This is a genomic window from Bdellovibrio sp. HCB290, from assembly GCF_047305925.1.
In the GTDB taxonomy this organism is placed as follows: domain Bacteria; phylum Bdellovibrionota; class Bdellovibrionia; order Bdellovibrionales; family Bdellovibrionaceae; genus Bdellovibrio.
Window position 1 is genome coordinate 1 of sequence record NZ_CP178620.1, and the last position, 26,116, is coordinate 26,116.

A 26,116-nucleotide genomic window follows, 5' to 3' on the forward strand; every position below is an offset into this window, starting at 1 on the left:
ATGGAGTTAAACGCTTCTTTTTGGACATTGATTAAGACAAAAATGAAAAGTCGTAATGATAACAATAAGTTATTAGATACGTGGCTAGACCCTATTGAGTATATCAGTACTGGAGGCTCCTTTGAGCGTCCCAAATTGATACTCGGAGTACCCAACGCCCTTCACCAGTATTTCGTGATCGAGAATCTTCAGGATAAAATTTATACTGAGATTTCAGATACTTACCAGCGTCCTTTCGAGGTTGAGTTCAATGTTACTGGGGCCAAAGTAAATACGCATATTGAAACAACTGCCACTTTTGAAGAAGCTCCGACTAGTCAAGGTTCTGAAGTTCTTCAAGCTCAATTGTCACGTGCTCAGGCTATCCAGACTACTCAACCTAGGTCCAGTGACTCATTAAATGTGGATTTAACCTTTTCGACCTTCGTCGTGGGTAAAAATTCTGAATTCGCTCATGCTGCTTGTTTTAACGTAGCTCGCAACCCAGGGGCTGATGATTATAACCCTCTCTATATATATGGACCGGTTGGGATGGGTAAAACCCATCTTTTGCATGCCGCTGGAAATCATATTCGCGAGCAATTTCAGCATCTTAGAATTACTTACCTATCAGCTGAACGCTTTATGAATGAGTGTATTTCAGCGATTCGCCGCCATGAAATGGATAAGTTCCGTCAAAAGTACCGCGAAAATTCAGATATTCTTTTAGTCGATGACGTACAGTTCATTGCGCGTGGTGAAGCGGTTCAAGAAGAGTTCTTCCACACTGTGAATAGTTTTATTGATTCGCGTAAGCAGGTTATCCTGGCTAGTGATCGCATGCCGAAGGATATCCACGGCCTGGAAGATCGCAGCCGCACCCGTCTTGAACGCGGCTTGATTGCTGATATTACGATGCCGGATTTGGAAACTCGTATCGCTATCCTTAGATATAAAGCTGAAAAGTATAATATGCGTCTACCTGAAGACGTTGTTCATCACATTGCACGCATATCCAAACGTTCTATTAGAGAGCTGGAAGGCAATCTTAAGAAGGTTAAGATGTTCTCTGAGCTTCAAGGATTGCCGATCGATGGTGAACTTGTGAAGCGCATCCTTTCACATCATGAAACTCAATCCACGATCTCTGTTGAAGAGATTATGAAACTGACTGCGGATCACTTTAAGGTACGTGTTTTGGATCTAAAATCCTCTACACGCGCCAAGCCAATTGTCGTTCCACGTCAAATTGCCATGTACTTAATTAAGAAATTTTTGGACAAGTCATTGGTGGATATCGGTAAAGCATTCGGCGGAAAAGATCACACTACCGTGATGAACGCGCTGGATCGAGTGAAGAGTCTACAGGCGACGGATCAAGATATCGCTAAAGATGTCGAGGATTTAGAGACAAGAATCCACAATATCACAGGAGTGTGAATGTGGACTGTGGATAGAGTTGTGGAAGAATCTGGGGGAAGAAATGTGGATCTGAGTTACCCCCAAAATTCGCCAAATTCAGCCCGACTTGTACAGAGGCTTTATCCACAACTGTTTTTTAGTGTTTACACGTACTTAGAGGATTTGTTAGGTTTTCCACGCCCCTACTACTACTACTAGTTATTTATATTAATAGTAATAGATAATAAGAAGGGTGTTTTAAGAAGGATTTGTTATGAAGATCGAAATTGATAAAAGAGATCTATTAAGCCTTATCGGTAAAACTCAAAACATCGTTGAGAAGCGCAATACAATGCCAATTCTCATCAATGTTCTTCTTGAAGCTGATCAAAACTTACTGAAAGTATTCGCAACAGATTTAGAAGTAAGTCTTACAGACCAAATCAAAGCTCAAGTTCATCAACCAGGTAAAGTAGCGGTATCGGCAAAAAGTCTTTTCGAAATTGCTAAAGAACTTTCTGAAGGTCCAATCACACTAATCAAAAAAGAAAACAACTGGTTGGAAATCAAACAAGGGAAATACACATCCAAGATTGTGGGAATCTCTGCAGAGGAATATCCGATCTTCCCAACATACAACTCTCAAGCTTTCATCAAAATTGATGCACAAGTTTTGAAAGAGATGATTGATAAAACAATTTACTCTGTATCGAACGATGAAACTCGTTACCACTTGAACGGCGTATTTTTCGAATTGAATCCTCAAGCCGGTTTCAAAATGGTTGCGACTGATGGACACCGTATGAGTTTGGTTAGCAAAACTTCTACTGACGTAAAAGTTTCTGCCACACAGGGTGTGATCATTCCTCGTAAAGGTCTTCATGAAATCAAAAAAATTCTTGAAGGTATCGATGGCAATGTGGAAATAGCTGTGGAAGGCTCCCAATTCGTACTTAAACACTCATCAACAATTCTGATGATTCGTTTGATCGAAGGAAAGTACCCGAATTATCAACAGTTTATTCCACAGAAGCTGACGCAAAAAGTGATGATCAACAAGGAAGCTTTCCTGACTTCACTAAAACGCGTTTCTCTTTTGGCGAATCAAAAATCCAAAGCGGTATTGTTGAATCTTTCAAACGGCCGTATGGAAATTTCTTCGAACAATCCTGAACTGGGTGATGCCAAAGAAGAAATCGAAGTTGAATATGCTGGCGGCGAAATCAAAATTGGTTTCAATGCTAAGTACATCACTGACATTCTTACCAGCATGACCCATGACAAGATTGATTTTGAATTGAATGATCATTTGTCACCTGGCTTGATGAGACCTCATAACGACGCTTCTTACACTTGCGTTGTTATGCCAATGAGAATCTGATGATTTTTGAACGACTACGTCTTGTAAACTTTCGTAACTACCGAGACGTAGTCCTGAAGTTTTCCCCTCGTGTAAATGTATTTGTCGGTGACAACGGCCAGGGGAAAACAAACTTGCTCGAAGCAATGTACATGATCTCCCAGGGAGATTCATTTCGTTACTCTGACAACTCCACCATGATCAATTCGAATAATCAGGAATCGCTTATTCAGGCACTGATTACTCAGAACGACCTTCACTACAAATTAAAATTGGGTCTGACGAAAAGTCGCAAAGTTTTAACATTGAATGAAAAACGCGTGACCTCTGCGGATGTTCGTAAAATATTTGCCAGTGTCGTGTTCAGTCCGGAAAGTTTGGCAGCCATCAAGGAAGGTGCTGATCATCGTCGTGGCCTGGTTGATGAACTGCTAATTACTTTCGATCGTAAGAATACTGATTTGATCGCGGACTTTCGAAAAGCATTGAAGACGCGCAATAAGATCCTTAAGAACTTTGTTGAGGGCGAAGCAACCCGAACCATTACCCAGGACCTCTTAGAGTCCATAAACCCCCAATTTGTGCGTTTAGCGACGGATTTAACCCATGCTCGCATCACTGCATTGGCAGGTTTGGCTAAAGATTTTAATAATGCCATGCAATACATTTCTGGCACATCTTCTGTGGATATCTCAGTGGAATACCTGGTTTCCGATGAAAATGCTGTGAACTTCTCTCGAGAACAGGTCCAAATGTTACTCGAAAAACGTCTCGGAGAATTGCATGATGCGGAGCTCTCATCTGGAACCAGTTTGGTAGGGCCGCACAAACACGACATCGTGTTCCTATATGGTGGAAAAGACTCAAGATTTTTTTGTAGCCAAGGGCAGCAAAGAGCCATCATTCTTTCTTTCAAAATGGCTCAAATTGTGTATCATAGGAAGGCTCACGGGACCTATCCTGTGCTGATGTTAGACGATGTCTTATCCGAGCTCGATAAAACCAAAAGAGATGCGCTGATTACGTTCTTACACGAGATCAACACTCAAATTTTTGTTACGACCACGGACTTCACATTGCCTGAGTCATTCAGCCTCGATCAGCTTTCCGTAGTGCGCATCAAGGATGGCAACATTCTTGATTAGTCACTTCAGTTTTTAAACTGTTGTGAAAGTATGAACGCGACTTGCTCGACAGCGTCGAGGAGTATGCAAAGCAATGAGGGGTTACAGTGTCAGTAGAAGAACAAAAATCCTATTCAGCGGATTCAATTCAGGTTCTCGAAGGTCTCGAGGCCGTTCGTAAACGTCCCGGTATGTATATCGGTGATACACAGTTCAAAGGTTATCATCACCTTGTGTATGAAATTGTGGATAACTCGGTAGACGAACATCTTGCGGGATATTGCAAAACTATCAAAGTTACAATCAATGCAGATGAATCCATCACGGTCGAAGACGACGGTCGTGGAATTCCTGTTGCGACTCAAAAACAAACTGGGAAATCAGCTCTTGAAGTCGTTATGACCGTTCTTCACGCCGGCGGTAAATTCGACGGTGGTGGTTACAAAGTTTCTGGTGGTCTGCATGGCGTGGGTGCTTCCGTTGTAAATGCGCTTTCTACTCGCGTGAATGTTGAAGTTCAGCGTGATGGTCATTTCTGGAGACAAAACTACGCACAAGGTAAAATCCTGGCGCCGGTTGAACAAGGTGAAGCTTCTACAAAAACTGGAACAAAAGTAACTTTCAAACCAGACCGCGAAATTTTCAAAGACGAAACGATCACTTACGATTTCGCGACTCTTGCAAATCGTTTTCGTGAACTTGCATTCCTAAATGCGGGTCTTCATATTTCTTTAACTGACGAACGCACAGGCAAAAAACAAGATTTCCAATATGCGGAAGGTGTTGCTGAGTTCGTTAAATACATGAATCAATCTAAAAAATCTCTTCATAACGAAGTCGTTTACTTCAAAGGTGAAAGAGACAATGTCGACGTTGAAATCGCAATGCAGTGGAATGATTCATACTCTGAATCCATTTTCACATATTGCAACAACATCAACACTCACGAAGGTGGTACTCACCTTGTTGGTTTCCGTGCGGCACTAACTCGTACAACGAATGCTTACGCGACTGAGAAAAATCTTTTGAAAGATTTGAAAACAAATCTTGAGGGTGAAGACATCCGTGAAGGTTTGGCAGCAGTTATCTCCGTAAAGGTTCGTGAACCACAATTCGAAGGACAGACGAAAACTAAACTGGGTAATGCCGAAGTTAAAGGTATCGTTGAGTCTTTGGTAAATGAAAAATTGGCTGACTGGATGGATCGCAATCCGTCTATTTCAAAAAACGTTATCATGAAGTGCGTTGAATCTGCGCGTGCTCGTGAGGCCGCTCGTAAGGCACGTGATCTAACTCGTCGTAAGACAGCTCTTGATGGTGGTTCTTTGCCAGGTAAAATGGCGGACTGCCAAGAACGTGACCCTGCACTTTGCGAACTATACCTGGTGGAAGGGGACTCCGCGGGAGGTTCCGCGAAACAAGGTCGTGATCGTCGTACGCAAGCGATCTTGCCTTTGAAGGGTAAAATCCTAAACGTAGAAAAAGCACGTTTTGATAAAATCATTTCTTCTGAAGAGATCAAAGTTATTATCTCTGCACTTGGTACTGGTATCGGTAAAGACAATGTGAATGTGGATAAAATCCGTTATCACAAAATCATCATCATGACCGATGCCGATGTCGACGGATCTCACATCATGACTCTTCTTTTGACGTTCTTCTATCGTCAAATGCCATTGGTTCTTGAGCGTGGTTATATCTACATCGCTCAGCCACCATTGTACCGTGCGAAAAAAGGTAAAGAAGAAACTTACTTGAAAAATGAAGCTGCGTTGACTGAGTATCTTTTGAGCTCAGGTCTGAATAACTTCAAAATCAAAGGCAAAGAAAACTTACCTGAAGCTGAGCTTCGCCAATTGATCTTGAATATTCAAAGATTGAACAGTTTGATTAAAGTTTCATCGAAAAAATACGACAAAGATGTTTTGTATTTCATGCTAAGCAAAGTTGCTGACCTTGAAAAAACTTTGGGCGATGAAGGCAAGATCAAGTCAGTTCTTGCTGATATGACAGCTTGGGTGAATGCGGATCCAAAACTTGGAATCACAGAGTTCAAAGCTGAAGTTAAAAACGACGAAACTACTGGAAAACCCTACGCAGACATCTACACTGTTCGTTATGCAGATCGCATGACAACAAAGTTCAGTCTGGACAGCTTACGCTCTTCAGAAATGATCGAGCTTCGTAAGATCTGGGGTCAAATCCAAGGCATCAGTACGTTGCCACTTACGATCATTGAGGGTGAAAACGAACTTCAATTCGAAAGCTACAACGAGTTCTATGAACACGTTATGGAATCCACGAAAAAAGGAATCTATATCCAGCGCTATAAAGGATTGGGAGAGATGAATCCGGAGCAGTTGTGGGAAACCACACTGAACAAGGAAAACAGAACTCTTCTAAGAGTTTCTATTGAAGACGCTGTTGCGGCTGACGAAACATTCTCGATCCTGATGGGTGAGATGGTTGAGCCTCGTCGTAACTTTATCCACGAAAATGCTCTTCTTGCGCGTAGCTTAGACGTTTAATTTTTAAGTATTGGTGATTGAATATGGAAAATAGTAATCAAGAAAAAGGCGTCACGGTAGTTGATATCAGTAAGGAAATGCGTGGAGCATACCTTCAGTACTCGATGTCAGTAATCGTTGGCCGTGCTCTTCCAGATGTGCGCGATGGATTGAAACCAGTACATCGTCGCGTTCTTTTCGCACAAAGCGAAATGAACAACCGTCATAACAGACCGTATTTGAAATCTGCCCGTGTGGTAGGTGACGTAATCGGTAAATACCATCCACATGGTGACTCGGCTGTTTACGAAACAATGGTTCGTATGGCCCAGGATTTCTCTCTTCGCTACCCGCTTGAAGATGGCCAGGGTAACTTCGGTTCCATCGACGGCGATAGCGCAGCAGCTATGCGTTACACAGAGATCCGTATGACACCGATGGCAGAAGAACTTCTGAATGATTTGGAAAAAGAAACTGTCGCGTTCGGTCCGAACTACGATGACTCTTTGCAAATTCCTTTGGTTCTTCCGGCGAAATTCCCGAACCTTCTTGTAAATGGTTCTTCAGGTATCGCGGTTGGTATGGCGACAAATATTCCGCCACACAATTTGGGCGAAGTGATCGATGGTACAATCCATTTGATTAACAACCCTACTTGCCAACTTGAAGACCTAATGGTGCATATCAAAGGTCCTGACTTCCCTTCTGCGGGTGTTATCGCAGGTCGTGAAGGTATCTTGCAGGCTTACAAAAAAGGCCGCGGTATCATTTCACTTAAAGCGGTTGCGGAAATTACTCCGAACAAAGATCGCGAAGACATCATCATCACAGAGATTCCTTACCAAGTTAATAAAGCGAAACTTATCGAAAGCATCGCTGATCTGGTTCGTGATAAAGCGATCGAAGGTATCTCTGATATCCGCGATGAATCTTCTCGTGAAGGCATGCGTATCGTTATCAATCTAAAACGTGGCGAAAACGCTTCCGTTATTTTGAATCGCTTGTACAAATTCACTCAAATGCAAGTTTCCGTTGGTATCATCATGCTTGCGCTTGATGCTAAAAACCAACCGGTTACATTCGATCTTAAAGGCATGCTTGAGGCTTTCGTAGATCACCGTCGTGACGTTGTTACGAAACGTTGTATCTTCGAACTAAAAAAAGCTCAGGAACGTGCTCACATCCTTGAAGGTTTGAAAAAAGCCTTGGATCACATCGAAGAAGTTATCAAAACGATCCGCGCTTCCAAGGAAGCACATGCGGCTCGCGAAGCCTTGATGTCCAAATTCGAATTCTCCGAACGTCAAGCAGTTGCAATCCTGGAAATGCGTTTGCAACGTTTAACTGGTTTAGAGCGTGATAAAATCATCGAAGAACTTGCTGAACTTCAAAAAACTATCGACTGGTTGAAATTCGTTTTGGCTGACGTTCGCGAAATTTACAAAATCATCGTAGGCGAACTTGAAGATATGAAGAAACGCTATGCGGATCCTCGTCGTACTCAATTACAAGGTAGCCTGGATGATATCGAAGACGAAGATCTGATCGCTGACGAAGACATGGTTGTGACTGTCACAAACACAGGTCTTATCAAGCGTATGCCAACAGCTGAATACCGCGTGCAAAAACGTGGCGGTAAAGGTTTGAAAGGCATGGAAACGAAAGAAGAAGACTACGTAACAGATTTGTTCTCTGCTTCGACTAAAACTATGCTTCTTGTCTTCACTGACAAAGGTAAAGTTTACTGGGTGAAAGTTCACAAACTTCCACTGGGCAGCAGAACTTCCAAAGGTAAGTCTTTGGCGAATGTGGTTCAGCTTGCTTCCGGCGAAAGCGTTCGCGCGATCTTGCCGGTTGATGAGTTTAACGAAAACAAATTTGCAGTGATGTTGACTGAAAAAGGTATCATCAAGAAAACTTCTTTGGATTCTTTTGCGAATCCAAGAACTGCAGGTGTTATTGCACTTACAACAGATCTTGATGATGGTATCATTGCTGTTAAGATTTCTGATGGTCAGTCAGACATATTCATCGCTACTAAAGAAGGTATGTCCATCCGCTTTAACGAAAACGATGTTCGTGGCATGGGGCGTACAGCTCGTGGTGTGAAAGCAATCACTCTTGCAAAAGATGACGTGGTTGTTGCGATGGAAGTTCTTGAGAAAAACACTCCAGACACGATCTTGATGGTGACTTCTAAGGGTTACGGTAAACGTTCAGAAGTGGGCGAATACCGCGTTCAGTCTCGTGGTGGTGTAGGTATCATCACTCAGAAAACGACTGACAAAGTTGGTATGGTTGTAGGAACTAAGAAAGTTTCAGAGAAACACGAATTGATTCTTTCTACAGACAACGGTCAGGTTATCCGTATGAAAATGACGGATATCTCTGTGTTGGGTCGTAATACTCAGGGTGTTCGTTTGATCAACATCGACGAAAAAGACGAAACAGTAACTGGCTTGGCAGTGGTTGAAGATGATCACTCAGACGAGACTCCTGCTGCTTCTTCTGCTCCTGAAGGAGTGACTCACTAGTATGATCAGAGGAGTATTGGTTGTTTTACTATTACTCCTCTCTGCCTGCTCCTCCCAGGAGAAGGGCGATTTCAAGCTCGCAGAAAAAAATGTGAACCAGGGTAACTACAAAGTTGCCCTGGATTATTTCGACCGAGTCATTCTTCGTAATAATGAATCCGAGTATCCCCTTGAAGCCGCTCGTGAAGCTGCCCGGGTTTCATTCTTTGAACTAAAAGATTATGAACGCACCATCAACTATCATCGCTTTATCGTTCTTCACTCGAAGGATGAAAAAGAGCGCGTTCAATCGCAAAAACAAATTGCTGAGATTTACTTTAACAATCTTCAGAACTATCAGGCTTCAATTGTTGAGTTCAGCAAGCTTCAACAAATGCCTCATACTGATTTAGAGGCCTCCCAATATCAGATGAGCATTGCTCGCGCGAATTACTACATGAACAACTTTTTCCAGGCTGAATCCGAAATCGATTCTTTGCTGCGGTTAAAATCTGACGACAACATTCGCTTTCAGGCGTTGATGCTTAAAGGTAATATCCTGGTCGCCAAAAAAGAGTTTGTGAAAGCGATCGATATTTTCAAAGGCATCATCGATAAGTACCCGCAAAGATCGATTCAAGAGAACGTCGGACTGGTGCTAGCAGTTTGTTATGAGGAAAATGACAATTTCAAGGATGCGATCAAGGTTCTTGAAGGTTACCGCGACAAATACAGTCCGCCAGAGTATATAGAACTTCGTATTAAGCGACTTCAGGAGCGTATGAAGAATGCGCCGGGTGCGAAAGGCTTTAGGAAGTAATGAGAAAGTATATAATATTTGCATCCATCGGCTTCGAACTTGTCGGCTTGATCATCGGGTGTTTTTACTTGGGCGAACTCCTGGATACTAAATACCAAACTAAGGGAATGGCCTTTGTTGGTTTAAGCTTGGCAGCCTTAGTGGGCTGGCTCGTGCGTGTTATCTGGCTTTTAAAGCGCATGGAAGCCCAGGAAGAAAAAGAAAACGCCAAAAAGAACCTAGGTAAATGAAAAGAGTTTTAATTTGTCAGGCCCTCATCACAGTCATTGGCTACCTTGCCATGCTGTTTTTTGCTGCACCTAATCATGCGGATTCCTTCCTTTGGGGCTCCCTAACTATCTTTATTAGCTTTGCCTTGATGGGCTTGGGGTACGGGTTGATCTTCCAAAAGAAATTGGTTGCCCTAGCCGTCTCCCTCATTGTATTTAAGTACGCGATTTTAGGCATTATTATCTTCACTCTGGTTAAACTCGTTTGGTTTTCACCAATCGCATTTGCTGTGGGTGTTGCTAGCTTTATTGTTTCAGCAATTTATTATGCGATCAGTGAAGCGTTGAGAGAGGAAAAAGAAGATGGCGGCAGGAGCACACCACCCGTTTAACTGGACACAACTAGTTCCAGGTGTAGGCCTTGAGTATTATCACGTAGCAACTTTGGCTGTGGCTACTGTTGCAACTATCGGTATCGGTTTGATGGCTCGTGCATCTTTGGGTAAAGGTGAAACTGCTGTTCTTCCTGCGGATAAATTTTCTCTTCGCGGAATCATGGAAATGCTAACGGAGATGATGTCGGGTCTTTCTGACATGGTCATCGGTGAACATGGTAAGCACTATGTTCCGTTCTTCACTTCTGTATTCTTCTTCATCGTATTCAATAACTTGATCGGTATGCTTCCGGGCATGACTCCGGCGACTGAAAACATCAACACGACTTTCGGTTTCGGTATCTTGATGTTCTTGTTCTACAACTTCCAAGGTGTAAAAGAAAACGGACCTGTTGCTTACCTTAAGCACTTCATGGGCCCGGTTATCTTCCTGGCTCCGTTGATGTTCGTGATCGAAATCGTTTCTCACTTGGTTCGTCCATTCTCATTGGGTCTTCGTCTTGCGAACGTAATGATGGGTGACCATACGGTACTATCCGTGTTCTTGGATCTAGTACCAATCGGTGTACCAATTCCATTCTATATCATGGGATTGTTCGTATGCTTTGTTCAGGCTTTTGTATTTACTTTGCTTTCAATGGTTTACGTAGCATTCGCGATTGCACACGACCACTAAGAAGCAAATATTTAACCGTTCTCTAAAGGAGAAACACATGAAAAAAATGATCGTTGCACTAGTTGCTATGTTCGCCGCAGCTCCAGCATTCGCACAAGAAGCAGTAGCTACTGCTGCTACAACTTCTGACCGTGGTATGGTTGCTATCGCAGCTGCATTGACTATCGCAGTAGCGGTATTCGGTGGCGCTATGGCTCAAGGTAAAACTGCTGCTACAGCACTTGATGGTATCGCTCGTAACCCAGCGGCTTCTGGTAAGCTTTTGATCCCAATGATCTTGGGTCTAGCTCTTATCGAGTCTCTAGTTATCTACGCGTTGATCATCGCTTTGAAACTTTCTTAGTTTGCTTACACTCCGACTTCGTCGGAGTAGTTTGGCGCAGCCTTGGCTGCAGAACTAAAAAGATCAGAAATGATTTTAAGAAGGCTGGGTTTATCCCGGCCTTTTTTTATTTTAAATGCCCTTCATTTTTCTATTTACCTTGCCCTTGGGACAACCTCGATAAATAACACGAGGTTAGGATGAAGAACTGGCTTACTATCGGACAATTCGCAAAAGAGATCGGCGTTTCAGCCAAGGCACTCCGTCTTTATGAAGACATGGGGCTGTTGAAGTCCCACGTGCGTGGCGATAACGGCTATCGCTATTACGATGAAGCCCAATTGGAGATCGCTCACCGCTTAAAGGAATTCAAAGATCTTGGGTTCACTTTGGCAGAGATCAAAGCGTTGCTGCAAACAGATCATGAACTCGATTCTGAAAAGATGTCGGTGTCGATGAGTGCACGCTTGAAAGTGATTTCTGATCAGTCCGAATTATTGCAGTCCCAGAAAAATCAGATCGAAAAAATCCTTTCCTCCTTGGAAAAGAAAAACGAGCCCTTGGGGGCCGAACAAAGGAGAGCGATTATGAGTTATTATGGGAAAGTTTCAATTCTAATTTCCGGCTGCGATGGTTTAGAGAAAACGGCAAACTACATCCAACAGCACTTCCGCAATGCAGGCCAAGAAACTCCAATTTACCAATGGACCCAGGGATTCACCCTTCCTGAAGAGAAACCATATATTTTGGTTCTGCCAGAAAGGAACCTCAGTGATGAAGGTGTGTTAAATATTAACGCTGACGTCATTGTTATTAAAAGTGTCAGTGATCATACTACCGAGCTAGAAAATAACTATCTCCGTTTGTTCGCAGGCATTGGTCCCCACGTGACGACTGTGATAAATGCCGATGATCGCGCTTCAATTTCGATTGCCGCTCAAAAGATTGTTCAAAAAGGGCGAATTTTCTATTTTTCGAAAAACCGGGCACTCGAGCCACAAATTCAAAATATTGGCGGCATCATTGGTGACGGCGAAGAGGTGGAAATCTATGGATTTAACCTTACCAAACCTAAGGTTGAGCTTCGTTTGAAACGTATTTTAGCTTTTGAAGAGGAAGTCGCTCTACTGTCTTCATATGCTGCAGTTATGCATCTAGGTTTATCTAAAGAAGATCTGATAGGACAAGTTGTAGAAATTAAGTCTTAAATATCTTGGTACACTTAGGTGTGTCTTTCAGAAAAGCAACATCTACACCCGCTACGGTTGTGCGGCCGTCCGCACTAGTAATAAAAAAAGGGCTGACGTTTTAGCGCCAGCCCTTTTGATTCTTATTATTCACTGCGTTCCAAAAAGGGAACTGTTACCTTTAAAGGTATTTGTTAACTACCGCTTCTACGCGGTCTTGGATGCGCTTCATGCCTTCGGCTGTGGTTGCTTCGTAGCGCACGACCAATACTGGTTGTGTGTTGGAAGAGCGGCACAATGCCCAGCCGTCTTCGAAGCTTAGGCGAATGCCGTCGGTTAGATCTACTTTGTAGTCTGCGCCTGGGCCGCCCTTGAAGGCTTCTTTCATTTTCTCAACGATCAAAACTTTTTTCTCTTCAGTCGTGTCGATGCGGATTTCTGGAGTGTTGAATGCTGGAGGAAGTCCCGCAAGCAATTCAGGAATGGTTTTTCCAGTTTTCGCGATGATCTCTACCAGGCGAAGACCTGCGTAAGGAGCATCATCATAACCAAAGTTACGATCTGCAAAGAAGATGTGTCCGGACATTTCCCCGCCGAATGGTGCTTTTTCAACTTTGATTTTTTCTTTGATCAAAGAGTGACCGGTTTTCCACATGATGGGCTGACCACCGTGTTTAGCGATATCGTGGTACAAGCGATCAGAACACTTCACATCACCCACAATTTTTGCTCCCTTGTTTGTTTCAAGGATCGCGCGGGAGATAATCGTCATTAGTTCGTCACCGTAAACCATGCGGCCCGTATGATCGACAACACCGATACGATCTGCGTCCCCGTCAAAGCCGATACCGCAAACAGCACCTTCTTTTTTGACTTGAGCAGCAAGATCAACCAGGTTTTCTTCAACAGTTGGATCTGGGTGATGATTTGGGAATGTGCCATCTGGTTCTTCAAACATGATAGTCGGTTTTAAGCCGCAAGCTTCGAACAGGCCGCGAACCACGGAACCACCAGCGCCATTACCGCAATCCAAAACGACTTTAACGTTCTTCATTTGGCCGAATTCTTTTTTGTAGTGCTCGTAGTAGCTTGGACGGATATCGAAAGACTCTACAGAGCCTTTGCCATCGATGTACTCGCCCTTTTCAATGATCTTGCGAAGAGTCTGGATTTCTTCACCAAAGATCGTTGTTTTGCCGAAAGAAATTTTGAAGCCGTTGAATTCCGGCGGATTGTGCGAGCCAGTTACTTGAACTGCGCCATCCACTTTCATGGTGAATGTTGAGAAATAGCACACAGGGCTTGTTACAAGGCCCAAGTGAATAACTTTAGCTCCAGAGTCGACGAAACCCTGTTCCATGCTCTTAACGATCGCTGGCGAGCTTACGCGTGCATCGTGGCCGATGGTTAGCGTTGGGTTCGAGATGTTCATTTTTTGCTTCATGTGTACAACAAAAGCGCGCGCCAATAGATAAGCGAAATTGTCGTCAAATTGACCGTTATAAACGCCGCGAATGTCGTACTCTCTGAAAATCACCGGTTGATACATAATAACCTCACTAGGTAGTGGAAATGATTAGATTTAATACTAACTAAGCTTGCTGTCGAGTTAAATTAACAGCCCACTTTATTGCATCGATCATGGAGTTTGGATTTGCTTTGTTTTTGCCGGCAATATCCTTGGCAGTGCCATGATCAACACTGGTTCTGACAAAAGGAATACCCAGGCTGATGTGCACGCCACTGTCTTGACCGTGAATCATCTTAAACGGAATCAAACCCTGATCGTGATACAGGCACAGAAAGACCGAATACTTCTTCCAATTGTCCTTAAAAAAGGCTGCATCTGGAACCAAGGGACCAGAAAATGGAATCTCTTTTTCTTTCGCGAAAGATGCCAGGTTAGGAAAAACCAAAAGCTCTTCGCTACCGATCATCCCCTGCTCGCCAGAATGTGGATTTAAACCTAGAACTCCAATAGGCTTGTTCCCTTGGGACTTTGGCAAAGCCTGGCGCAAGCGATCTGCGTTGATCAGGGCTTCAGCCACGGTGCTGAAGCTGATGTGCTTTGTTATCTGCGAAATTGGCAGATGTCCTGTGGCCAGAACCACATTAAACTCGCTGCCAGCAAAGCCCATATGCACAGTTTTTGTTTTTGAAATACGTTTAAGAATATCGGTGTGCCCAAGGTCCTTAAAGCCAGCATCTTTGATCAAAGTTTTTGAAAGTGGTGCTGTTGCAATCCCCTGCAATTGTTTCTTCATGCAAGCTTTCGCAGAAATTTCCACCCAATGGGCCGGAGACAAATCAGAACAAATATCAATCAGGTAAGGGCCTTCGATTTTAAGGGCCTCTTCCAGGGAATCCACGACGATGCGTTTGAATTTCTGATCGATAAGTTTCAGGTACTTTGCGGAGGCATTGTCGTTTCTCCACAAGAAAAACTGAATGCCTTTTTGGGGCCCGACTTTGTGCAAAGCCTTGGCAGTGACTTCAAAGCCAATGCCATCATCGTCCCCGGTGGTAAGAGCGATTCGCAGGTTACTCATTGATTCTGACGAAGGAGTCGTCACGTTTGCTTTGCAACCATAGACGCAACTGACGTCTGAAGCTTGCTTCCATGAGTTGGGCTTTGATGCGATCTTTTTGTTTTTCAAAGTTCGGATCCGGAGTCAGCTTACGACCCGTTAGTTTCGCGATATGAAAGCCCATGCGCGATTTAATAATTCCTGTGGTTTCACCAATGGAAAGTCCCGCGATAGCCTCTTCAACCTCCGGCATGAATTCGCCAGATTTGAAAGTGCCCAAAGCGCCGCCAGAAGAAAAGTTAGGATCTTCACTGAACTGCTGAGCCAATGTTTCAAAATTTTCACCAGAGCGCAATTTTGAAAGAACGTTTTCAGCGCGTTTGAAGGCCGCCTCGCCGCCACCTTTTTTTGGATTAAAGAAAATATGGGAGACTGAGAATTCATCGATAGCAGGTTTGTTTTTAGGATTTGCTTTCAGATACTCATTCAGTGCTTCTTCATCAGAAATACGTATCTTGGACATGATCTCGGTGTCCATCAAACTCGATTTCTCAATTTTTTCTTTCAGAAAGACTTTGTACTCAAGAATGTCTACGCCTTGGCCTTTTAGAATATTGATCAACTCGGCTTCACTGACGTTATTTCTTTTTGCGAGGTCTTTGAATTCCTGCTCAACGCGCGAATTGGTAACCGCCAGGTTCAGGCGCTTGATCTCTGAAGAAATAATTTTCTCGTTGATCAGGTATTCCATTTGCGCTTTGCGGTTTTTCTTCAGCTCTTCAAGACTTTTGCCATCCGTCAAAGCGTCGTCGATCATGCCTGGTTTAGTAATACGGGTTTGAAGTTCTTTTAGGTCTGACTCCAGGATGATTTCGTTGTTTACAACTGCCAGAGTTTTTTCAACCAACTCGGCCTTTACAGGTACAGCAATAAGTAATGAAACAAGTAAGCTAATCATTATTCCCTCTGGTATCTACGGAAATGGAGTTCATCAACTCGTGATCCTTTAGGACTTTACTACTTCTGAGCTGAGCATCAAGCCATGCGACGTATTCCGCCTGCTCGCGTTGTGCTTTAAGGGCACGCGTAATCTGGGGACGAACTTCCTCAAGGCTTAAAGTGGAGGCTGGAGCCTTCTTTTCCACTCGAATCAGATGGATCCCAAAGGGGCTTTTAATCGTTTGGATGCCAGAAGAGTTGGTAAACAGACGATCAAAGTAGTCCACAGTGCCTTTTTCAATCCAACCGACAACCCCACCCGCTTTTGCCTCGGGCGTGATAGAGAACTTCTTGGCTAACTCCGCAAAGTCCTTGGTTTTTAAATCAGTTTTGATGGCATCTGCTTTGGCCTCTTCATCGACGACGATTTGACGGATGTAGATACGCTCTTTGCGTTTATACATATCCTTGTGATCTTCGTAGTAACGCTTGATCTCGTCTTCGGCGATGGGCTTGGCTTTTTCATTAATTTTTTTAAAGACTTCACGCTCAATCAGGCTGTAGCGAAGTTCTTCACGCCATTCAGCAAAGGACAGGTTTTCCTGAGCCAGGGCGCGACGGAAAGAAAGGTCATCCGGATAGTTGGCTCGCAACTTATCCACTTCTTTATCCAGAGCACTTTCAGAAACCACGATTTTTTGAGCTCGGGCCCAATCAAGTGTCAGGCTTTTTACCAGGAAGTCCCGCAAAACTTCTTCTTTGATTCTTTGAACGTTGTTGGGATCTTTTGCTGCCAAGGCATCAAAGTTTTTCAGCTTTCGCGCCAGCAGATTGGCGAATTCCTTGGCCGTAAGAACGTGCTCATTAACTTTTTGCACAGGCTTCTTGGAAAGTTTTTGATAATTGGAGGGACAACCCGCCAAAGCCATACTGACTAAAATAAAAAGCCCCGCTTTAACGGGGCTCTTTAGGAATTTCATTAGAATATTTCCTTATTTGATAAGGTTTTTGTTCTCTTTGATGGAGTACGACTTTTTCAACTTCTCGAAGTACTCATTAAAGATGTCTTTTCTCTTGTCGTCGTAAACTGCGGCTCTGATTTGACGTTTGTCAGCGTTTTCAAAGCTGCGACGACCTGTCAGCTTAACGATGTGGAATCCATATGGAGATTCAATGAGCCCGTTAACCTCACCAACCTTCATTGAGACAGCCGCTTCGTAGTAAGCAGGAACGATTGTAACACGAGATTGCCAGCCGATGTCACCACCTGCTTGCTTGGAAATAGAATCGTCAGAATAAAGTTTAACCAGCTCTTCAAATGGACGCTTGGATTTTTTAACTTCCGCATAAATTTCTTCTGCACGTTTACGTGCTTCAGCAATTTGGGCAGGAGTCGCGCCTTGTTTAAATTCAATCAGGATGTTGCTGGTACGGATTTCAGGGTTGTTTTTGTACCAATTCTGCATTTCTTTGTCAGAAATAGTGATTTTTTGGATTTTAGGACCCAGCTCTTTTTCAAGAAGAGCTTTGTACATTGCCTGGCGAAGTTGATCCTGAACGATAGGATCTTTTTCAAGATTGCGTTTCTCAGCTTCTTGCAAACCAACTTCGTAGCGAACCATGTCTTCCAGGAAAAGCTCTTTAGCCGGTGGATTTGTGGATTTAGACTTGATGTCGTTGTACTTCTTGTTGAACTCGTCCAGGGTGATTGTTCTTTTACCCACCTGAGCCAACACTTCAGAAGATTTTTGCGCGAACGCTGGTGCTGCGATGAGCATCAAGATGCTGATAACTAATTTCATACTTTAAAAGTCCCTTTAAAAAGTTGAATACAAACTATGTTAAAACGCTAGCACTAGGCTTTATTATCCGCAATGAAATTAACAGCTTGCTGGCGAGTACGGTGCAAAAGGGACTCTAACTCTAGAGCAAGGTCTGGGTTTCTTGGATCCTGATCTTTTGTGACGGGAGGAAGGCTCTCGCTCCAAACAATAACAACCTTCGCAAATGGTTTTGGTAGAAAAGTTTTGTTCCAGGATTTTGGGAAATAAACTGCGCGATCAACATACACGCCGGCCGCATATATCGGACCATGAATCATGCGTGAAAGTTCGAAAACACCTGGCTTCACTTTGTGTAACGGGCCCTTGGGGCCATCGACTGCAAAGCTGCAATTTCCCCCGTCTTTTACTAAACGCAAAAGACCTTTTAGGGCTTGCACACTTCCTCGCGAAGACGAGCCGCGACTGGTTTTTGCACCCATCCATTTCAACACAGTGGCCATCAGCTCACCGTCTTTGGATTGCGATGCGATCGTTGCAATTCGATAGCGCTTAACAATCGAAAGCAAAGCCAGCTCGTCACCATGCCAGTGAGCAAGGACAACCGGGTTTCTGTTTTTAAGGGATCCTTTTAGGGATTCAGGCTCGAAAAGACGAACCCTCCACGTCCATGAGAGGGTTCGATAAAATACAAACACGATAATAGGAAGTATGTATTTCCTAAACACGCCTAGTGGTGAAGAGCCTTTTTAAACTCTTCAGTCAATTTTGGAACGATTTCAAGAGCGTCACCCACGATACCGTAAGTGGCTTTTTGGAAGATCGGAGCATTTGAATCGCTGTTGATAGCAACGATAACTTTAGATGAGCCCATGCCTGCCAAATGTTGAATCGCGCCAGAGATGCCGACAGCGATGTACAAAGAAGGAGCCACTGTTTTACCAGTTTGACCGACCTGCATACCGTGTCCTACCCAACCAGCGTCCACTACCGCACGAGTCGCACCAACTGTTGCACCCAATACGTCAGCAAGATCGTTCAATACTTTGAAGTTTGCTGCTTCTTTAAGGCCGCGCCCACCAGAAACGATGATGTTCGCTTCAGTCAGATCCAATTTCTCAGAAGTGCCTTTAACGATTTCTTTGATCAAAGTTTTCAAATCAGTTGCAGAGTTTGTGTGCTCAACAACGCTTGCAGATTTTGATGTGTCAGCAGCTTCAACTGGAAGTTGATTTGCGCGCATCAATACGATTTTGATCGGGCTGTTTTCAAAGTTAACAGTCGCAAAAGCTTTACCGGAGTACATTGGTTTAACAGCAGTTACGTTGTCACCAGAGATAGTCAACTGAGTGCAATCACTTGCAACACCTGTGTTCAAACGAGCAGCAACACGTGGGAACAAGTCCTTACCTGTTGAAGAAGCTGAAGAAAGGATGATGGAAGGTTGAACTTTGTTTACGATCGCAACCATGTTGGTAGTGTACGACTCTGGATTGTAAGAATCCAAAGAAGCATCTTTAACAACGTGAACTTCAGAAGCACCGTTGTGGCCAATTGCTGCAGTTACATCACCTGCGTGAGAACCGAAAGTCACAGCAACTACTGTGTTGCCGGATTTTGCGGCCGCTTGCAAAAGTTCCATAGAGCTGCGTTTCAATTTACCGTTTGTTTGTTCAGCAAAAACTAATACTTTACCCATTGCCAACTCCTACAGAACCTTCGCTTCGTCGCGAAGAAGTTTAACTAGCTCTGCTGCTTGTGCAGAAGAATCGCCAGAAAGCATTTTAACTGCTGGTTTATCTGCCGGAAGAGTCATGCCAGAGTATTTTACTTTGATGTCAGATGCCGGAATGTTCAAAGAAGCGAATTCGATCTCTTTGATCACTTTTTTCTTAGCTTTCATGATGCCAGGAAGAGAAGCGTAACGAGGCATGTTCAAGCCTTTGTTTGCGCCAACCACTGCTGGTGTCATCATTTGCACAACTTCTTTAGCTCCGCCCTCAACATCACGTTCAACGGTTACGTTTTCGCCATTGAATGCGAACTTAGAAACCACAGTCGTGTGAGGTACGTTTAAGAATTCAGCCATCATTTGGCTTACTGAAGAAGCATTGTCGTCGATCGCAAGCTTGCCGGTGAAAATGATTTTCATTCCGCCCTCAGCTTTGATCACTTCAGCAAGTGCTTTCGCAGTTGAGAAGTTATCCAGACCTTCACCGTTGATTACGATGGCTTCGTCAGCGCCCATAGCAAGAGCAGTACGCAAAGATTCTACAACACGAGCTTTAGGGCCCGCGCTCACAACCCAAACTTGAGAGCCTGGATTTGCGTCACGAAGCTTGTTAGCCTCCTCGACAGCATATTCGTCGTAAGGGTTCATAACCCATTTAATCCCCGCCGTATCGATACCGGTTTGGTCGGGAGAGATTTTAATTTTAGTTTCAGTGTCTGGCACCTGTTTGATGCACACGAAAATCTTCATATTTTTACCCCGTTTTTAGAGGACCAGTTCTATCGCAAAGGGTTTCAGAGGCAAAACTAAATCCTCAAAGTCTAACGTGTTGCGAAACATGACAGGGGTCATGGACAAATCAAACCCCCGAGGAGTAAGTTAATTAAAAACTTAATGAGAATTCACAGCTATAACACAAGGGGTTTCACACCATGTTTTCATTTCTCGGATCCACTGTCGGGAAGAAATACCTAATGGGTTTGACTGGTCTAATTTGGGCAGGTTTCGTCCTGGCTCACATGGCCGGAAACATGCTCATTTTCGTAAGCCATGACGCTTACAATGCTTACGGCCATGCGCTGACAAGCGGAAAAATCATCTACATTGCCGAAGCAGTTTTGGTTTTGGCCTTGATAGTTCACGTTTCAATGGCGATTTCATTGACGAAAAACAATCGCGAAGCCAAGGGTCAGCGTTATGCGGTGGCCGCGGCCGGCAAAAAAAGAGTTTCTCTTGCCTCTAGAACGATGGCAATTCAGGGATCTTTGATTTTGGTGTTTGTGATTTTACATTTGATCACCTTCAAATACGGTTCTTTTTACGAAACAAACGTAGGCGGCGTGCCGATGCGTGACCTTGCGAAGCTGATGGAAGAAGTATTCCAACAGCCAGGTTACGTTGTTTGGTATGTGGTTGCTCTTGTGCTTTTGGGCTTTCACTTGAAGCACGGTGTGGGTTCGACTTTTCAGTCCCTGGGATTGATGGAGGGAACTTACCGCAATGTTTGGACTAAGCTGAGCATTGGTTACGGTATTATCGTAGCGCTTGGTTTTATCTCTCAACCTCTTTACCTTTTCCTTACACACTAAGGGGCAATCGTCATGGCTAATATCTTAGACAGCAAAATTCCTAGTGGTCCAATCGAAGGCAAATGGGAAAAAGCAAAATTTGAAAACAAACTGGTGAATCCAGCGAACAAAAGAAAGCACTCTGTTATCGTTGTGGGCGCGGGCCTTGCGGGCGCATCTGCAGCAGCTTCTTTGGGTGAGCTGGGTTATAAAGTAAAAGTATTCTGTGTGCATGAATCCCCTCGCCGCGCCCATTCTGTAGCGGCACAAGGTGGTATCAATGCCGCGAAGAACTACCAAAATGATGGTGACTCTACATACCGTCTTTTCTACGACACAGTTAAGGGCGGAGACTTCCGCGCCCGTGAAGCAAACGTTTATCGTTTGGCTGAAGTATCTGCGAACATCATCGACCAAATGGTATCCCAAGGCGTGCCGTTCGCTCGTGAATACGGCGGAACTTTGGCGAATCGTTCATTTGGTGGTGCGCAAGTTTCCCGTACATTCTATGCCCGCGGTCAAACAGGTCAGCAGCTTCTGTTGGGTGCATACTCGCAAATGATGAGACAAGTTGATGCAGGCTCGGTGGAGCTTCGCTACCGTCGTGAAATGCTGGATGTAGTTGTTATCGACGGCAAAGCACGTGGTATTATCGTTCGTAACTTGCTGACTGGTGAAATTGAATCCCATGAAGCAGATGCAGTTATCGTCGCTTCCGGTGGTTACTCGAACGTATTCTTCCTTTCTACAAACGCGATGAACTGTGCGGTAACGGCTGCTTGGAAAGCCCACAAACGTGGGGCTTACTTTGCAAATCCTTGCTATACGCAAATCCATCCAACGTGCATCCCGGTTCATGGTGAAAATCAGTCAAAACTGACTTTGATGTCTGAATCACTTCGTAATGACGGCCGTGTTTGGGTTCCAAAAGCTGTTGGTGATAAACGTCATCCTAACGACATTCCTGAAAACGAGCGCGATTACTACTTGGAGCGCGTTTACCCTTCTTTTGGTAACTTGGCCCCTCGTGACGTGGCTTCCCGCCAGGCTAAGTATGCCTGCGATGAAGGACGTGGCGTGAACGAATCTGGTAAAGCAGTTTACCTTGATTTCGCTGACGCCATTAAACGTCTGGGTGAAGATAAGATTTCTGAACGTTACGGAAATCTTTTTGAAATGTACGATAAAATTACGGGCGAAAATCCATATAAACGTCCAATGAAAATCTACCCTGCCCCACATTACACAATGGGTGGCTTGTGGGTGGACTACAACCTTCAATCAACAATCCCAGGATTGTTCATTGCAGGCGAAGCGAATTTCTCTGACCACGGTGCAAATCGTCTTGGTGCTTCGGCATTGATGCAAGGTTTGGCGGATGGTTACTACGTCCTTCCATACTCTATTGGTAACTACCTTGGTGGCACGAAGCTGAACAAAGTATCCGTAACAGACGATGCTTTCAAAGCAGCGGCTGATGGCGTGAAAAAAGAAATCAGCACTCTTATCGGTATCAAAGGTAATCGCACGGTTGACAGCTTCCACAAAGAACTGGGCAACATCATGTGGGAAAACTGCGGAATGGGTCGTAATGAAGCCGGTCTTAAAAAGGCCCTTCAAGAGATTCCAAAACTTCGTGAGGAGTTCTGGCAGAATGTTCGTATTCCAGGTGATCCAAATTACCTTAACGTTGAGCTTGAAAAAGCCGGCCGTGTTGCCGACTTCCTGGAGCTTGGCGAGTTGATGTGCCGTGATGCTCTTGAGCGTAAAGAGTCTTGTGGTGGTCACTTCCGTGAAGAATATCAAGACAACGGTGAAGCAAAACGTGACGACGCTAATTTCTGTCATGTGGCTGCGTGGGAATACACAGGCGATGTGAAGACATCTGTTCGTCACAAAGAAGAACTTGCATTCGAAAACGTTCATCTAGCAACTCGTAGTTATAAATAAGAGGCATACAATGAGTGGAAAAAATTTGAATCTTACTTTGAAAGTTTGGAGACAAAAAGGAACTAAAGATCAAGGCTCCTTTGTTGAGTACCAAGCTAAGAATGTTTCTGAGCATGCTTCTTTCCTTGAAATGCTGGATGCAGTGAATGAAGAGATCGTTGCAAAAGGCGAAGAGCCAATTGCGTTTGACCATGACTGCCGCGAAGGTATCTGTGGTACTTGTGGTTTCGTAATCGACGGTGAAGCTCACGGTAAGTTGAAAGCAACGACAGTGTGCCAGCTGCACATGCGCAACTATAACGACGGTGATACTTTGACGATTGAACCGTTCAGAGCAAACTCGTTCCCAGTCATCAAGGACTTGATGGTCGATCGTTCTGCATTTGATCGTATCATTGCATCTGGTGGCTACATCTCTCAAAACACGGGAAACCCACAAGATGCAAATGCAATCCTAATTCCTAAGGCGGATGCGGATGAAGCAATGAACTCTGCAACCTGTATTGGTTGTGGTGCGTGTGTAGCGGCTTGTAAGAATGCTTCTGCAGCGTTGTTTACATCAGCTAAAATCTCTCACATGGCTTTGCTTCCACAAGGTGCTGTTGAAAAAGACGAACGTGCTTTGCGCATGGTTGCTGCGATGGATGCTGAAGGTTTTGGTGCTTGTACAACGACAGGTGCGTGTGAAGCTGCTTGTCCTAAAGATATTCAGCTAACCAACATCTCGCGTATGAATCGTCAGTACTTGGGAGCTGTGTTAACTCAAAGACCTAAGCATAAAGACGGCGGCGCTGGTTAATCAGTCTGTGCTCCGACCCGTCGGAGTAGTTCATAAAATATTAAGTAATTTAAAGGGGTTCAGTAACATGGGCCCCTTTTTTTATTTATATTTTTAACCTTTAAATTCCGCATCATCGGTCCTTCTCAATGAGAGACAGCTCCTAGACCTTCATCTGTGATTTTCCCCTAAAGCTTGAACATCAAACTTCCGAAATCTAGACCAAGGAATGGGCTTATGAAGAAGATTGATCAATTAATGGCAGAACTGGGTTTTAACAAAAACGCTCCCGATAGCGTGAAAGAAGCCTTCATTAAGCATTTAATTAAGGTTTCTGAAGGCGTGAACGTTGTTACTCCCTCTGAAAAGCGTGAAATGGCCCAGCATCCTGAAAAAATTGTGCAGTTCAAACTGCCCGAACAGATGAGTTTTGGGTTTGCAGACGAAAAATCCACAAGACCAACAAGACCAAAGACTGGATAAACCCTGAATAAACCCAAGACTAAGGTCTAGGTTTTTGACCTCATTTAAAAACAAATAAAATCCTAACTTTGCGATTGGTACCATTTTGGAACTGGGGACCGGGTGGGCAAATTTTGCCGAGACGTTCCTCTGGCTAAATCACCCATTGAAGGAGGGGATTATGAGAGGGCTTATCGGAAGAGCCATGCTCGGTTTGTTCGTTTCTGTAAGCGCGTTCGCTGCTAAACCTGAAGCTGTGCCTGGTGAATACATTGTTCAACTTAAAAATCAGTATGCTATTCAGTCTACACAGATTCTTAGTCAGCAATTGGGCGCTTATGTAAAGAGCACAATTCCTGAGATGAATATCGTGGTAATTAAAAAGCCGGTATTCGAACTTACTGAAAGCGTTGTTAAAACTCTTTCTCAAAACCCAATGGTTGATATCGTTGAACCAAACTTTATCTATCGTATTAACAAAACTCCAAATGATCCAATGTTGGGCCGCCTATGGGGTATGAACAATACGACAACTGCAGGTGTCGACGTTGGTGCTTTGCAGGCATGGGATATCACAACTGGTTCTAACGATGTACTGGTTGCAGTTATCGATACTGGTATCGACTATAACCATCCAGATCTTAAAGCTAACATGTGGACAAACCAAGCTGAGCTAAACGGTCAGCCAGGGGTCGATGATGATGGCAACGGTGTTGTTGATGACATTTACGGCGCAAACTTCGTAAATGCAGCAAAGCCAACTGGCAATCCACTTGATGATCACAGCCATGGTACTCACTGCTCTGGTACTATCGGTGCAAAAGGTGACGATGGTGCGGGCATCGTGGGTGTTGCTTGGAATGTTCGTTTGATGGGTGTTAAATTCCTGTCGGCTGACGGTTCTGGTTCATTGGAAGGCGCACTTAAAGGTATCGACTACGCAGTTAACATGGGTGCAAAAATCCTTTCTAACTCATGGGGCGGCGGCGGCTACTCTGAAACTTTGAAGCAAGCGATTCAAAGAGCTAACGACAAAGGTGTTTTGTTTGTCGCAGCTGCGGGTAACGAATCCAACGACAATGATGCAAATCCAACTTATCCAGCGACTTATGACATTCCAAACGTGTTGTCAGTGGCAGCGATCGATGACAAAGGTAATTTGGCATCTTTCTCTAACTACGGAAAAACTAAAGTTCATGTGGCGGCTCCGGGAGTGAACATTGTTTCCTCCATTAAAAATGGTGGTTACAGCTCTTACTCTGGTACTTCCATGGCGACTCCACACGTTTCTGGTATCGCAGCTCTGGTTGCTTCCAACGAACCAGCTTTGACAGGTCAGGAAATCAAAGAGCGCATTATGGCGACGGCGAAACCTTTCCCAACTTTGCGTGGAAAAGTTCGCACTAAAGGTATTGCTAATGCATTCACGGCTTTGACAAACACTGAGCCGGTTCCAGATCCAAATGATCCAGTTAACTGGAGCACAACTCCGGCTAACGTTTCTTCCGCTCACCCGTACGCAAGCAAATCAAACGAAACGTTTGAAGTGAATGTTCCGGGCGCGAAGCAAATCGCGATTTACTTCGAAAAATTCGATACAGAACGTGATTATGACAAAGTTCAGATCTACGATTCCACTGGAAAACTGGTGCAAACTATTTCCGGTAAGGCAGATGACACTTTGAGCAGCGTGATCGAAGGCAGTTCTGCTAAGATCGTGTTCACATCAGACGACTCTGTAAATCGCTACGGCTTTGACATTACAAAGATCGCCTACCGATAGTCTGGAAGTTTATTAATTCCGAAAGAAGCCATCTCGTAATACGGGATGGCTTTTTGTTTTTAATCAGGTCTGAATCTGTAAAGCTGCCTTTCAATCCGGGAA

General features: G+C 44.1%; 24 protein-coding genes. 16 read left to right on the plus strand and 8 right to left on the minus strand.

Annotated elements, in window-relative coordinates; all coding sequences use genetic code 11:
• The 11 genes from dnaA to ACLVWU_RS00055 all read left to right on the plus strand — a co-directional run bounded on the left by dnaA (position 1) and on the right by ACLVWU_RS00055 (position 12,514).
• Positions 1-1,419, plus strand: a complete 1,419-nt coding sequence (gene dnaA, locus ACLVWU_RS00005; RefSeq protein ID WP_413576402.1) for a chromosomal replication initiator protein DnaA — start codon at positions 1-3, stop codon at positions 1,417-1,419.
• Between the two features lie 235 nt (positions 1,420-1,654).
• On the plus strand, positions 1,655-2,761 hold the full coding sequence (gene dnaN, locus ACLVWU_RS00010; RefSeq protein ID WP_413576403.1) for a DNA polymerase III subunit beta: 1,107 nt from the start codon (positions 1,655-1,657) through the stop codon (positions 2,759-2,761).
• Positions 2,761-3,885: a DNA replication/repair protein RecF gene (gene recF, locus ACLVWU_RS00015; protein WP_413576404.1), complete on the plus strand. Its 1,125-nt coding sequence runs from the start codon at positions 2,761-2,763 to the stop codon at positions 3,883-3,885. The genes dnaN and recF overlap by 1 nt, the downstream gene beginning before the upstream one ends.
• Positions 3,886-3,971: 86 nt before the next feature.
• Positions 3,972-6,392: a DNA topoisomerase (ATP-hydrolyzing) subunit B gene (gene gyrB / locus ACLVWU_RS00020; protein WP_413576405.1), complete on the plus strand. Its 2,421-nt coding sequence runs from the start codon at positions 3,972-3,974 to the stop codon at positions 6,390-6,392.
• Between the two features lie 23 nt (positions 6,393-6,415).
• Positions 6,416-8,905 (plus strand): DNA gyrase subunit A, encoded by a 2,490-nt coding sequence (gene gyrA, locus ACLVWU_RS00025; RefSeq protein WP_413576406.1) that lies wholly within the window; start codon positions 6,416-6,418, stop codon positions 8,903-8,905.
• A gap of 1 nt (position 8,906) precedes the next feature.
• Positions 8,907-9,704 carry a tetratricopeptide repeat protein gene (locus tag ACLVWU_RS00030; protein WP_413576407.1) on the plus strand — a complete coding sequence of 266 codons (798 nt, stop codon included), beginning with the start codon at positions 8,907-8,909 and terminating at the stop codon, positions 9,702-9,704.
• A complete protein-coding gene (locus ACLVWU_RS00035) occupies positions 9,704-9,934 on the plus strand; it encodes an AtpZ/AtpI family protein (RefSeq protein WP_413576408.1) in 231 nt (76 codons plus the stop codon). Before ACLVWU_RS00030 ends, ACLVWU_RS00035 begins: the two co-directional genes overlap by 1 nt.
• A complete protein-coding gene (locus ACLVWU_RS00040) occupies positions 9,931-10,305 on the plus strand; it encodes a hypothetical protein (protein ID WP_413576410.1) in 375 nt (124 codons plus the stop codon). The genes ACLVWU_RS00035 and ACLVWU_RS00040 overlap by 4 nt, the downstream gene beginning before the upstream one ends.
• The gene (gene atpB / locus ACLVWU_RS00045) at positions 10,277-10,984 is read left to right on the plus strand and encodes a F0F1 ATP synthase subunit A (RefSeq protein ID WP_413576411.1); all 708 of its coding nucleotides are present in this window, start codon (positions 10,277-10,279) and stop codon (positions 10,982-10,984) included. Before ACLVWU_RS00040 ends, atpB begins: the two co-directional genes overlap by 29 nt.
• 37 nt (positions 10,985-11,021) lie before the next feature.
• Positions 11,022-11,327, plus strand: a complete 306-nt coding sequence (locus ACLVWU_RS00050; RefSeq protein WP_413576412.1) for an ATP synthase F0 subunit C — start codon at positions 11,022-11,024, stop codon at positions 11,325-11,327.
• Between the two features lie 179 nt (positions 11,328-11,506).
• Positions 11,507-12,514: a MerR family transcriptional regulator gene (locus ACLVWU_RS00055; RefSeq protein WP_413576413.1), complete on the plus strand. Its 1,008-nt coding sequence runs from the start codon at positions 11,507-11,509 to the stop codon at positions 12,512-12,514.
• Positions 12,515-12,674: 160 nt separating this feature from the next.
• On the opposite strand, the gene ACLVWU_RS00060 is transcribed toward ACLVWU_RS00055, so the two are convergent.
• The 8 genes from ACLVWU_RS00060 to ACLVWU_RS00095 form a co-directional block, all read right to left on the minus strand.
• The gene (locus tag ACLVWU_RS00060; protein ID WP_413576414.1) at positions 12,675-14,042 is read right to left on the minus strand and encodes a phosphomannomutase/phosphoglucomutase; all 1,368 of its coding nucleotides are present in this window, start codon (positions 14,040-14,042) and stop codon (positions 12,675-12,677) included.
• Between the two features lie 43 nt (positions 14,043-14,085).
• On the minus strand, positions 14,086-15,042 hold the full coding sequence (locus tag ACLVWU_RS00065) for a 4-hydroxythreonine-4-phosphate dehydrogenase PdxA (protein ID WP_413576415.1): 957 nt from the start codon (positions 15,040-15,042) through the stop codon (positions 14,086-14,088).
• Complete coding sequence (locus ACLVWU_RS00070) at positions 15,035-15,979, minus strand: peptidylprolyl isomerase (RefSeq protein ID WP_413576416.1); 945 nt, start codon at positions 15,977-15,979, stop codon at positions 15,035-15,037. The genes ACLVWU_RS00065 and ACLVWU_RS00070 overlap by 8 nt, the downstream gene beginning before the upstream one ends.
• Entirely contained in the window at positions 15,972-16,940 is a 969-nt protein-coding gene (locus ACLVWU_RS00075) for a peptidyl-prolyl cis-trans isomerase (RefSeq protein ID WP_413576417.1), read from the minus strand. The genes ACLVWU_RS00070 and ACLVWU_RS00075 overlap by 8 nt, the downstream gene beginning before the upstream one ends.
• Positions 16,941-16,952: 12 nt before the next feature.
• Positions 16,953-17,762 carry a peptidylprolyl isomerase gene (locus tag ACLVWU_RS00080; RefSeq protein WP_413576418.1) on the minus strand — a complete coding sequence of 270 codons (810 nt, stop codon included), beginning with the start codon at positions 17,760-17,762 and terminating at the stop codon, positions 16,953-16,955.
• Between the two features lie 53 nt (positions 17,763-17,815).
• Positions 17,816-18,310: a DUF374 domain-containing protein gene (locus ACLVWU_RS00085; RefSeq protein WP_413576419.1), complete on the minus strand. Its 495-nt coding sequence runs from the start codon at positions 18,308-18,310 to the stop codon at positions 17,816-17,818.
• Positions 18,311-18,471: 161 nt separating this feature from the next.
• On the minus strand, positions 18,472-19,440 hold the full coding sequence (locus ACLVWU_RS00090; protein WP_413576420.1) for an electron transfer flavoprotein subunit alpha/FixB family protein: 969 nt from the start codon (positions 19,438-19,440) through the stop codon (positions 18,472-18,474).
• Positions 19,441-19,449: 9 nt separating this feature from the next.
• A complete protein-coding gene (locus ACLVWU_RS00095) occupies positions 19,450-20,223 on the minus strand; it encodes an electron transfer flavoprotein subunit beta/FixA family protein (protein WP_413576421.1) in 774 nt (257 codons plus the stop codon).
• Between the two features lie 182 nt (positions 20,224-20,405).
• Between ACLVWU_RS00095 and ACLVWU_RS00100 the strand changes: the two genes are divergently transcribed.
• From ACLVWU_RS00100 to ACLVWU_RS00120, 5 genes are all read left to right on the plus strand, one after another.
• Positions 20,406-21,062: a succinate dehydrogenase cytochrome b subunit gene (locus ACLVWU_RS00100; RefSeq protein ID WP_413576422.1), complete on the plus strand. Its 657-nt coding sequence runs from the start codon at positions 20,406-20,408 to the stop codon at positions 21,060-21,062.
• 12 nt (positions 21,063-21,074) lie between these two features.
• The gene (locus tag ACLVWU_RS00105; protein ID WP_413576423.1) at positions 21,075-22,991 is read left to right on the plus strand and encodes a fumarate reductase/succinate dehydrogenase flavoprotein subunit; all 1,917 of its coding nucleotides are present in this window, start codon (positions 21,075-21,077) and stop codon (positions 22,989-22,991) included.
• A 10-nt stretch (positions 22,992-23,001) separates the two neighbouring features.
• Complete coding sequence (locus ACLVWU_RS00110) at positions 23,002-23,790, plus strand: succinate dehydrogenase/fumarate reductase iron-sulfur subunit (RefSeq protein WP_413576424.1); 789 nt, start codon at positions 23,002-23,004, stop codon at positions 23,788-23,790.
• A gap of 216 nt (positions 23,791-24,006) precedes the next feature.
• Positions 24,007-24,252, plus strand: coding sequence for a hypothetical protein (locus tag ACLVWU_RS00115; RefSeq protein ID WP_413576425.1), 246 nt, complete (start codon positions 24,007-24,009; stop codon positions 24,250-24,252).
• Between the two features lie 160 nt (positions 24,253-24,412).
• Positions 24,413-26,014 carry a S8 family serine peptidase gene (locus ACLVWU_RS00120; protein WP_413576426.1) on the plus strand — a complete coding sequence of 534 codons (1,602 nt, stop codon included), beginning with the start codon at positions 24,413-24,415 and terminating at the stop codon, positions 26,012-26,014.
• Positions 26,015-26,116 lie beyond the last annotated feature (102 nt).